Source organism: Kitasatospora sp. NPDC051914 (genome assembly GCF_040680995.1).
GTDB lineage: Bacteria > Actinomycetota > Actinomycetes > Streptomycetales > Streptomycetaceae > Kitasatospora.
The window spans coordinates 46,947-56,463 of sequence record NZ_JBFAXX010000056.1 but is presented as its reverse complement, the minus strand read 5'-3'; the positions used below and the strand labels follow the sequence as shown (position 1 = coordinate 56,463).

Here is a 9,517-nt window from a genome sequence, read left to right as displayed (position 1 = left end):
GGCTCCAGCCGCTCCCACTGGCTGTTCGTCAGATCACCACGTCCCACAGACCGTGATCATCTACGACCTTGATCCACTTTCGCAACAGGCCCTAGCTGGCCAGAGATCGTCGACGAGCCGCTAACGAGACCAGTCCCCGGGACGGCAAAGCCGCCAAGCATCCCGCCCCGGGGACCGCAACCCCTCCACGAACCAAAGCCCACGAAGGAGACCTTCATCATGCCCCAGCACGCCCACGACCAGGCCCGAATCTGCCCCGACTGCGACGGCTTCGCCCGCGCCGCCATCGCCACCGGCACCCGGCACCTGGACGGCACCCGCGTGACGATCACCGCCGACTGCCGCACCTGCCAGGGCACCGGCCACCTGCCCGCCCGCCGCCCCGTCGCCGCCCGGGCCTGAGACGTGGGCGCGCTCCTCGACTGGCGCGACTCCCGGCACTGGGACAACAAGCCCGCCCCCTGCGGCGTCTGCCAGCGGCCCACCAACCTGCGCTCCGACCGCGGAAAGCCCGTCCACAAGGTCTGCGCCGAGACCTGGACCGACCAGCACACCAATCCCGCACCCGACCCGTCCTGACCCGCCCAGCCCCGAAGCCACCCACCACCCGGCTTCGGGGCCGGCACCCCACCGGAGGTGACCCCCTTGACCGCCACCGCCTTACCCCCGGTCGCCGATCTCCTCGGCCTCGCCCGACTCGGCACCATGCCCGCCCTGATGCGACAGCTCTCCGGGCTCGCCGGCTGCACCACACCGATCCGGCTCACCGGCTGGCGCACCGAGACCAACACCGCCGGTGAGGTCCTGCACCACCTGGAGTCGTCCGAGCTGCCCGCCGGGAGCCTGCTGCTGCGCTGCGGCAACCGGCGGGTCACCCGGTGCGCGTCCTGCGCGGAGACCTACCGCCGCGACACCTACCACCTGATCACCGCCGGGCTGACCGGCGGTAAGGGCACCCCGGCCACCGTGGCGACCCATCCGCGGGTGTTCGCCACCTTCACCGCGCCCAGTTTCGGCCCCGTCCACAACCGGCCCACCGCCGGCCGCTGCCGCTGCGGCACCGAGCATCCGGCCGACGACCCGGCCCTCGGTTCATCCTTCGACCCGGACCGCTACGACTACCAGCGGGCGGTGCTGTGGAACGCCCACGCCGGCAAGCTCTGGGCCCGCTTCTCCATCCACCTGCGCCGCGAGATCGCCAAGCGCGCCGGACTCACCCAACGGGAGTTCCGCGAGCACGCCCGGATCTCCTTCGGGAAGGTCGCCGAGTACCAAAAGCGCGGCGCGATCCACTTCCACGCCGTGATCCGCCTCGACGGCCCCGACGGCGGCGACACCCCACCCCCGGACTGGGCCACGCCCGACCTGCTGACCGACGCGATTCGGGCTGCCACCCGCCGCACCGACATCCCCGGCCCCCTGATCGACGGCCGCGAGCACCGCTTCGCCTTCGGCCGCCAGCTCGACATCCGCACCATCCGCAGCGCCGACTTCACCGGCCCCGTCCAGATCACCGAACGCGCCGTCGCCGCCTACATCGCCAAATACGCCACCAAGGGCGCCGAGACCGCCACCGGCACCCTCGACCGCCCCGTCCGCCTGATCGCCGAGATCACCCACCTCGACATCCCCGACCACGCCCGCCGCCTCATCCGCACCTGCTGGACCCTCGGCAACCGCCCCGAACTCGCCGACCTCCGCCTCCGCGCCTGGGCCCACATGCTCGGCTTCCGCGGCCACTTCTCCACCAAAACCCGCCGCTACTCCACCACCCTCGGCGCACTCCGCGACGCCCGCGCCGCCTGGCGCCGCGCCCAAGCCCTCGAACACCTCCACGGCCCGGACGCCCAGGACGGCGAGGAGACCACCCTCGTCCTCTCCCACTGGGCTTTTGCCGGCACCGGCCTGACCAGGGGAGAGGCCTGGCTCGCCCAAGCACTGCAACCCGCACCCGGAACGGAAGGAGAACCGACCCATGGCTGACCAGCTGCTGAGCGTCGAGGAAGTGGCCGACGTCCTCGGGACCACGGTGCGCTTCCCGCGGCGCCTGATCGAGGAGCGGCGCATCGAGTACGTGAAGGTCGGCCGGCACGTCCGGATCAAGGCGTCGGTCCTGGCTGCCTTCATCGAAGCGGGCACCGTCCGCCCGACCGTCCGTCGCGCCCGGCTGGGGGTGGCTGCCTGATGGCCGGCCGCCGTGCCTTCGGCCGGGTCCGCAAGCTGCCCTCGGGCCGCTGGCAGGCTCGCTACATCGGACCGGATGGCATCCTCCGTGCTGCCCCGGAGACCTTCGACACCAAGCGGAAGGCCGATGACTGGCTCGCCGCCACACAGACCGAACTGCGGGCGGGGGAGTGGTCCGACCCTGATGCCGGGAAGATCGCCTTCGGTGCGTTCGCCCAAGCCTGGATCGCCGAACGCGGGCTCGGGGTGCGCACGGTCCAGTTGTACGAGACGCTGCTCCGCCTCCACCTGGCGCCCACTTTCGGACGGACTCCCGTCGCCGACATCACCCCGGCCGCCGTCCGGGCCTGGCGCGCCGCCCGACTGTCCGCCGGCGTCGGGGCCTCGACGGTGGCCAAGTCGTACGCCCTGCTGCGGGCCGTGCTGAACACCGCCGTCGCCGACCGGCTGATCCGGCGCAACCCGTGCCAGATCAAGGGAGGCAGCAAGGAGGAGACCCCGGAGCGGCCGATCGCCACGGTTGTCGAGGTCTATGCCGTCGCCGGGCAGATCGGGGAGCGGTACCGGGTGCTCGTGCTGCTCGCCGCCTTCTGCGGACTGCGGTGGGGCGAGCTGCTGGGGCTGAGCAGGCGGGACGTCGACCCGGGTCTCGGCACGCTCCGGGTCCGCCAGTCCGTGGCTGAGCTGCCGAACGGGGAGCGGATCACCAAGCTGCCCAAGACCGCGGCCGGCGTCCGGACGGTGGCGATTCCCGAGGTGATCCTCGCCGAGGTGAGGCGGCACCTGGACCTCTTCGCCGAGCAGGGGAGCGACGGGAAGGTGTTCGTCGGACCCACGGGCGTCATGCCGCGGCGGAACCACTTCAACCGGCTCTGGCGGAGGGCGTGCGCCGGGGCGGGTGTGAGCGGTCTTCGCTTCCACGATCTCCGGCACACCGGGAACACACTCGCCGCCTCGACCGGGGCCAGCACCCGGGAGCTCATGGCGAGGATGGGCCACAGCACCGCGCGGGCCGCGTTGATCTATCAGCACGCCACGGCGGAGCGCGAGCGCTCGATCGCCCGGGCGGTCAGCGAACTCGTGAACAAGGCCCGTCCGAGGGCACGAAAGGGCACGACCGATCCGAAGGGGCACGCGAGGGGCACGACGCCCTGAAATCGCCTCAGACGACGAAGGCCCCAGCTCTGCGATCATGTCGCTGAGCTGGGGCCTTGACGTTGGAGCGGGCGACGGGAATCGAACCCGCGTGGCCAGTTTGGAAGACTGGGGCTCTACCATTGAGCTACGCCCGCGTACGTGCGTTGACGGCACGTCGCCCCTCGATGCGGTGGTCGCCTCGGGGACGGTGGCCAGCCTACCTGGTCGGGTCGGCCGAATGCACACCGCTTTCGTTCAGGTGCCCGCCGATATTGCGGCGAGGGGGCCCGGACCGGCGTGTACTCTCTCTTTGGCACTACGGGGTGTGGCGCAGTTTGGTAGCGCGTCCGCTTTGGGAGCGGAAGGCCGTCGGTTCGAATCCGGTCACCCCGACAGTTGTCGGCAGGGTCTCGTCAGACGGGCGGGGCCCTGTTGCTTTCGTGGTACCGGTAGGATGGGCCGATGGCGGCAGTTCCTGTGGCATGCACACGGGCCGAAGCCGCACGAGGGCGAGGAGTCACGCTCACCGTCCACCCCCGTACGGGAGATGCAGCCCCAATCGCCCATCGCCCGTCTCGCCCGACCGGCCGTCCGGCCGAGACGTCGGGCGGAGACAACCTGACCGCAAGCCCATAGGAGACCAAACCGTGAAGAGCGCCGTCGAGACTCTGAACCCGACCCGGGTTCGACTCACCGTCGAGGTGCCCTTCGAGGAGCTCAAGCCCAGCCTCGACGCGGCGTACAAGAAGATCAACCAGCAGGTCACGGTTCCGGGCTTCCGCAAGGGCAAGATCCCGGCTCGCGTCATCGACCAGCGCTTCGGCCGTGCCGCGGTGCTGGAGGAGGCCGTCAACGACGCCCTGCCGCGCTTCTACACGCAGGCCGTCGACGAGGGCAAGATCGAGGTCCTCGGCCAGCCCGAGATCACCGACATCGAGGGTGTCGAGCGGATCGCCGACGGTGGCGACCTGAAGTTCACCGCCGAGGTGGACGTCCGCCCGGAGATCACCCTGCCGGACTTCTCGGAGATCTCGGTCACCGTCGATGCCGTCTCGGTGTCCGACGAGGACGTCGACAAGTCGCTGGAGCAGCTCCGTGAGCGCTTCTCCTCCGTGAAGGACGTCGAGCGCGCCGCCGCCGCCGGCGACGTCGTGGTCGTCGACCTGGAGGCCAAGGTCGACGGCGAGGTGCCGGAGGACGGCACCGCGTCCGGCGTCAGCTACGAGATCGGCTCCGGCCGCCTGCTGGACGGCATCGACGACGCCGTGATCGGCCTGTCCGCCGGTGAGTCCAAGACCTTCACCACCGAGCTCAAGGGCGGCACCCAGGCCGGCAAGAGCTCGGAGGTCACGGTCACCGTGACCGCCGTCCAGGAGAAGGAGCTCCCCGAGCTCGACGACGAGTTCGCCCAGCTGGCGAGCGAGTTCGACACCCTGGACGAGCTCAAGGCCGACTCCCGCAAGCGCCTCGAGCGCATGAAGGAGTTCGACCAGGCCACCCAGGCCCAGGAGAAGGTCCTGGACGAGCTGCTGACCCGGGTCGAGATGGAGTACCCGGAGAAGCTCCTCAAGGACGAGGTCGAGACCCGCAAGCACAACCTCGAGCACCACCAGCTCGAGCCCATGGGCCTGACCCTCGAGTCCTACCTGGCCACCCAGGACAAGTCCGTCGAGGACTACGAGACGGAGACCGCGGACCAGGCGAAGAAGGGCATCAAGACCCAGTTCGTCCTGGACGAGATCGTGGCGAAGGAGGAGCTCAACGTCAGCCAGGAGGAGCTGACCGAGCACCTCATCCGCCGCGCCGCCGGCTCCGGCCTCACCCCGGACCAGTTCGCCCAGCAGATCGTCCAGGGCGGCCAGGTTCCGCTGCTGGTCGGCGAGGTCGCCCGCGGCAAGGCGCTGGCGCTGGTCGTCGAGGCCGCCACCGTCACCGACAGCAACGGTGAGACCGTCTCCTTCGAGGACGACGAGGACGAGACCGAAGCCACCGACGCCGTCGAGACCGTCGAGGTCGCGGACGAGGCCACCGAGGCCTGATCCTCCGCCCGCCGAGAGCAGTGGCCCGGACACCGTGAGGTGTCCGGGCCACTGCCGCGTTCCCGCCCGCTCGCCCCTCGACGGGCTCGGGGCGGTCTCCGCATTTCCGCGCACACCCTGCGCTCACAGCGAACAGTTCTGCGTGGGGGATTCTGAGCCGCGGCCTGCGCGTTAGGGTCGGTGGACAGCGACACACACGCAGATCGACTGAGCAGGTGGCTAAGTGACGTTCCCGCAGATGCAGATGGATGGCCTGACGGCGCCGCGCGCCGCCGCCGGTGACGTGCTCGGCGGCCTGGGCGACCAGGTCTACAACCGGCTGCTCAACGAGCGCATCATCTTCCTCGGCCAGCAGGTCGACGACGACATCGCCAACAAGATCACCGCCCAGCTCCTCCTCCTGGCCGCCGACCCGGAGAAGGACATCTTCCTGTACATCAACTCGCCCGGCGGCTCGATCTCGGCGGGCATGGCGATCTACGACACCATGCAGTACATCAAGAACGACGTGGTGACCATCGCGATGGGCATGGCGGCCTCGATGGGCCAGTTCCTGCTGACCGCCGGCGCCAAGGGCAAGCGCTTCTCGCTGCCCAACGCCAACATCCTGATGCACCAGCCCTCCGCCGGTCTCGGCGGTTCGGCCTCCGACATCCGGATCCAGGCCGAGCAGCTCCTGCGCACCAAGAAGCGGATGTCCGAGCTGATCGCCTTCCACAGCGGCCAGAGCTTCGACCAGATCACCGCTGACTCCGACCGCGACCGCTGGTTCACCCCGGAGGAGGCCAAGGCGTACGGCCTCATCGACGAGATCATGCACAGCGCCGCGGACGTCCCCGGCGGCGGCGGCACCGGCGCAGGCTTCACCGCCTGACGGCCGGCCCCAGACTTCCAGACCGCACGCTTCGGAGGACCGAACACCCCATGAACACTCCCTACACGCCGCGCGGCGAGTTCGAGGGCCCCCGCGCCGAGGGCCGCTACATCGTGCCGCGCTTCGTCGAGCGCACCTCCCAGGGCATCCGCGAGTACGACCCGTACGCCAAGCTGTTCGAGGAGCGCATCATCTTCCTCGGCTCGCAGGTGGACGACGTCTCGGCCAACGACATCATGGCCCAGCTGCTGTGCCTGGAGTCGATGGACCCGGACCGCGAGATCCAGATGTACATCAACTCGCCCGGCGGCTCGTTCACCGCGCTGACGGCCATCTACGACACCATGCAGTACGTGAAGCCGGACATCACCACCGTCTGCATGGGCCAGGCGGCCTCCGCCGCGGCCGTGCTGCTGGCGGCCGGCACCCCCGGCAAGCGGATGGCGCTGCCGAACGCGCGCATCCTGATCCACCAGCCGTACACCGAGACCGGCCGCGGCCAGGTGTCCGACCTGGAGATCCAGGCCAAGGAGATCTTCCGGATGCGCGAGCAGCTGGAGGAGATGCTGGCCAAGCACTCCAACAAGCCGGTCGAGACCGTCCGCGACGACATCGAGCGCGACAAGATCCTGACCGCCGAGGAGGCGCTGGAGTACGGGCTGATCGACCAGATCATCTCGACCCGCAAGTCCTCGCTGACGGGCTGAGCCCTTCGCGGCTTCGGGGGGCGGGCCGTGCGGGCTGTCGGCCGCCGCGGACCACCGGTGCGGGAGCGCCCGGTGGGGCGCGGGGGCGCGACAGTGACGTACGCCCCGCCCCGATCCGTTCCGGTCGAGGCGGCCGGGCGGGCACAATGCATGTGGGCGCATGCCCGTGAGACGGCTTCTGTTCGGTATCAATTCGCCCAGGGCGTAGGGCAGAGCTGTCGAAGTCGGCGGAATCTCCGGCTCGGCAGAGTACCGTCGGATAGCGAGACCGACCGCCGACGGCGCAGCCGGTCCACAGCACCAGGCCCCGGACCGCTGCGGGGCCCCTGGCGAAGGGGAAGCACCTCGTGGCACGCATCGGAGACGGTGGCGACCTGCTCAAGTGCTCGTTCTGCGGCAAGTCGCAGAAGCAGGTGAAGAAGCTGATCGCCGGGCCTGGCGTCTACATCTGCGACGAGTGCATCGACCTCTGCAACGAGATCATCGAGGAGGAGCTCGCCGAGTCCTCGGAGGTCCGTTTCGAGGAGCTGCCGAAGCCCCGCGAGATCTACGAGTTCCTCGACCAGTACGTGGTGGGCCAGGACCTCGCGAAGAAGGCGCTGTCCGTCGCGGTCTACAACCACTACAAGCGCGTCCAGGCCGGTGAGAACGGCCGGGCCGGCAACGGCCGCGAGGACGCCATCGAGCTGGCCAAGTCCAACATCCTGCTGCTCGGCCCGACGGGCTCCGGCAAGACGCTGCTGGCGCAGACGCTGGCCCGGATGCTGAACGTGCCCTTCGCGATCGCGGACGCCACCGCGCTGACCGAGGCCGGCTACGTCGGCGAGGACGTCGAGAACATCCTGCTCAAGCTGATCCAGGCGGCGGACTACGACGTCAAGAAGGCCGAGACCGGGATCATCTACATCGACGAGATCGACAAGGTCGCCCGCAAGAGCGAGAACCCGTCGATCACGCGTGACGTCTCCGGCGAGGGCGTGCAGCAGGCGCTGCTGAAGATCCTGGAGGGCACCACCGCCTCGGTGCCGCCGCAGGGTGGGCGCAAGCACCCGCACCAGGAGTTCATCCAGATCGACACCACCAACGTGCTGTTCATCGTCGGCGGTGCGTTCGCGGGTCTGGAGCGGATCATCGAGGGCCGGGCCGGCGCCAAGGGCATCGGCTTCGGCGCGACCATCCGCTCCAAGCGGGAGTCGGACGCCAGCGACCACTTCCGCCAGGTCATGCCGGAAGACCTCGTGAAGTTCGGCATGATCCCCGAGTTCATCGGCCGTCTGCCCGTGATCACCAGCGTGCACAACCTGGACCGCGAGGCGCTGCTGCAGATCCTCACCGAGCCGAAGAACGCGCTGGTCAAGCAGTACCGCAAGCTCTTCGAGCTGGACGGCGTGGAGCTGGAGTTCACCCGGGACGCGCTGGAGGCCATCGCCGACCAGGCGATCCTGCGCGGCACCGGCGCCCGCGGCCTGCGCGCGATCATGGAGGAGGTGCTGATGTCCGTGATGTACGAGGTTCCCTCGCGCCAGGACGTCGCCCGCGTGGTGGTGACCGGGGACGTCGTCTCCAAGCACGCCATCCCGACCCTCGTGCCGCGCGACATGATCAAGCGTGAGCGCCGGGAGAAGAGCGCCTGACGCTCCTCCCCACGACGGACGGCGAAGGCCCTGCACCCGGAAGCGGTGCAGGGCCTTCGCCGTGTCGCGGGCCCGGAGCAGGACCCGGCATCAAGTGCCGGACGCTACTTCGGCACCTCGGCGATGCGGCGCAGTTCGCGGGCGGAGGTCGCGGCCTCGTCCAGGTCGACTTCGGAGTCCTGGTCCACCTCGCCGGTGAGCACGGCGACGAAGGTGGAGCCGTCCGCCCAGGCGCACAGGCTGTCGTCCTCGGTCGGGGCGTGCATGACCTCGCAGGTCAGGCGCCCGCCGAGCGGCCCCGCGTCGAAGTCCCGACGGCCGCTGAAGGTGGTGCCCTGGCTGCGCGCGCCCTCCTCGAAGTTCTTGAAGAAGTCGTCGATCTGGGAGTTCGGGGCCAGCACGGTGCCGTAGCCGCCGAAGACCGCGACCACCGTCTGCCGGTCGGTGTAGACGGTGCTGACCGGCGTCGGCGACCAGGCGTTCTCGCCCTTGCCGAGGGAGTCGTTCAGCCCGGACTCCAGCTTCTGCGCGAGCGGGTTGGAGTCCTCGCGGGGCAGCCCCTGGAAGGAGCTCGGCAGGGAGATCCGGTACTTGTCGGTCTTTGACGTCACGTCATAGACGAAGTAGCCGAGCAGGCCGCCGCCGAGCAGGATGGCGCCGCCGACGCAGCCGAGCACGATCCACAGGCCCTTGCGGGACTTCTGCGGCTGCGGCACGATCCCGCCGCCCCAGGGCTGCTGGGCGGGGACGCCGTAGCCGGCGGGCTGGCCGCCGTAGGGCGCCGGCTGCTGCGGGTAGCCGTAGGCGGGCGGCTGCGGCGGGCCGAAGCCCGGCGGGCCGGGCGGCTGGGGCGGTGCGCCGTAGGGCTGGGAAGCGGGCGGGGGACCGCCGTGCGGATTCTGCTCGGACACCGGACGTCCTTTCGACGGAGGTGGGGCCCTG

Annotated in this window: 10 protein-coding genes and 2 tRNA genes; 10 read left to right on the top strand and 2 right to left on the bottom strand. The window is 70.0% G+C overall.

Annotated elements, in window-relative coordinates:
• Window positions 1-219: 219 nt before the first annotated feature.
• The 5 genes from AB0M03_RS30280 (at window position 220) to AB0M03_RS30260 (ending at window position 3,339) form a co-directional block, all read left to right on the top strand.
• Window positions 220-402: a hypothetical protein gene (locus AB0M03_RS30280; RefSeq protein ID WP_363497028.1), complete on the top strand. Its 183-nt coding sequence runs from the start codon at window positions 220-222 to the stop codon at window positions 400-402.
• A 3-nt stretch (window positions 403-405) separates the two neighbouring features.
• A complete protein-coding gene (locus AB0M03_RS30275; RefSeq protein WP_363497025.1) occupies window positions 406-579 on the top strand; it encodes a hypothetical protein in 174 nt (57 codons plus the stop codon).
• A 126-nt stretch (window positions 580-705) separates the two neighbouring features.
• On the top strand, window positions 706-1,983 hold the full coding sequence (locus AB0M03_RS30270) for a replication initiator (RefSeq protein ID WP_363497043.1): 1,278 nt from the start codon (window positions 706-708) through the stop codon (window positions 1,981-1,983).
• Complete coding sequence (locus tag AB0M03_RS30265; protein WP_363497022.1) at window positions 1,976-2,185, top strand: excisionase family DNA-binding protein; 210 nt, start codon at window positions 1,976-1,978, stop codon at window positions 2,183-2,185. The genes AB0M03_RS30270 and AB0M03_RS30265 overlap by 8 nt, the downstream gene beginning before the upstream one ends.
• On the top strand, window positions 2,185-3,339 hold the full coding sequence (locus AB0M03_RS30260; RefSeq protein WP_363497019.1) for a site-specific integrase: 1,155 nt from the start codon (window positions 2,185-2,187) through the stop codon (window positions 3,337-3,339). The genes AB0M03_RS30265 and AB0M03_RS30260 overlap by 1 nt, the downstream gene beginning before the upstream one ends.
• A gap of 63 nt (window positions 3,340-3,402) precedes the next feature.
• On the opposite strand, the gene AB0M03_RS30255 is transcribed toward AB0M03_RS30260, so the two are convergent.
• Window positions 3,403-3,476: transfer RNA gene (locus AB0M03_RS30255), tRNA-Gly, on the bottom strand.
• Window positions 3,477-3,640: 164 nt separating this feature from the next.
• On the opposite strand from AB0M03_RS30255, the gene AB0M03_RS30250 reads away from it, so the two are divergent.
• The 5 genes from AB0M03_RS30250 to clpX all read left to right on the top strand — a co-directional run bounded on the left by AB0M03_RS30250 (window position 3,641) and on the right by clpX (window position 8,575).
• Window positions 3,641-3,714, top strand: a tRNA-Pro gene (locus AB0M03_RS30250).
• Between the two features lie 254 nt (window positions 3,715-3,968).
• Window positions 3,969-5,360 carry a trigger factor gene (gene tig / locus AB0M03_RS30245; protein WP_363497016.1) on the top strand — a complete coding sequence of 464 codons (1,392 nt, stop codon included), beginning with the start codon at window positions 3,969-3,971 and terminating at the stop codon, window positions 5,358-5,360.
• A gap of 244 nt (window positions 5,361-5,604) precedes the next feature.
• Window positions 5,605-6,234, top strand: coding sequence for an ATP-dependent Clp protease proteolytic subunit (locus AB0M03_RS30240; protein ID WP_052390707.1), 630 nt, complete (start codon window positions 5,605-5,607; stop codon window positions 6,232-6,234).
• Between the two features lie 50 nt (window positions 6,235-6,284).
• On the top strand, window positions 6,285-6,941 hold the full coding sequence (locus AB0M03_RS30235; RefSeq protein ID WP_363497013.1) for an ATP-dependent Clp protease proteolytic subunit: 657 nt from the start codon (window positions 6,285-6,287) through the stop codon (window positions 6,939-6,941).
• Window positions 6,942-7,288: 347 nt separating this feature from the next.
• Window positions 7,289-8,575, top strand: a complete 1,287-nt coding sequence (clpX, locus tag AB0M03_RS30230; RefSeq protein ID WP_263105397.1) for an ATP-dependent Clp protease ATP-binding subunit ClpX — start codon at window positions 7,289-7,291, stop codon at window positions 8,573-8,575.
• A 104-nt stretch (window positions 8,576-8,679) separates the two neighbouring features.
• On the opposite strand, the gene AB0M03_RS30225 is transcribed toward clpX, so the two are convergent.
• Window positions 8,680-9,486, bottom strand: a complete 807-nt coding sequence (locus tag AB0M03_RS30225) for a hypothetical protein (RefSeq protein WP_363497009.1) — start codon at window positions 9,484-9,486, stop codon at window positions 8,680-8,682.
• Window positions 9,487-9,517 lie beyond the last annotated feature (31 nt).

Bases quoted from the DNA above. Each gene is read 5' to 3' on its own strand.
- AB0M03_RS30280 (WP_363497028.1), top strand. From the start codon at position 220: ATGCCCCAGCACGCCCACGACCAGGCCCGAATCTGCCCCGACTGCGAC.
- AB0M03_RS30240 (WP_052390707.1), top strand. From the start codon at position 5,605: ATGGATGGCCTGACGGCGCCGCGCGCCGCCGCCGGTGACGTGCTCGGC.
- AB0M03_RS30260 (WP_363497019.1), top strand. From the start codon at position 2,185: ATGGCCGGCCGCCGTGCCTTCGGCCGGGTCCGCAAGCTGCCCTCGGGC.
- AB0M03_RS30265 (WP_363497022.1), top strand. From the start codon at position 1,976: ATGGCTGACCAGCTGCTGAGCGTCGAGGAAGTGGCCGACGTCCTCGGG.
- AB0M03_RS30235 (WP_363497013.1), top strand. From the start codon at position 6,285: ATGAACACTCCCTACACGCCGCGCGGCGAGTTCGAGGGCCCCCGCGCC.
- AB0M03_RS30270 (WP_363497043.1), top strand. From the start codon at position 706: ATGCCCGCCCTGATGCGACAGCTCTCCGGGCTCGCCGGCTGCACCACA.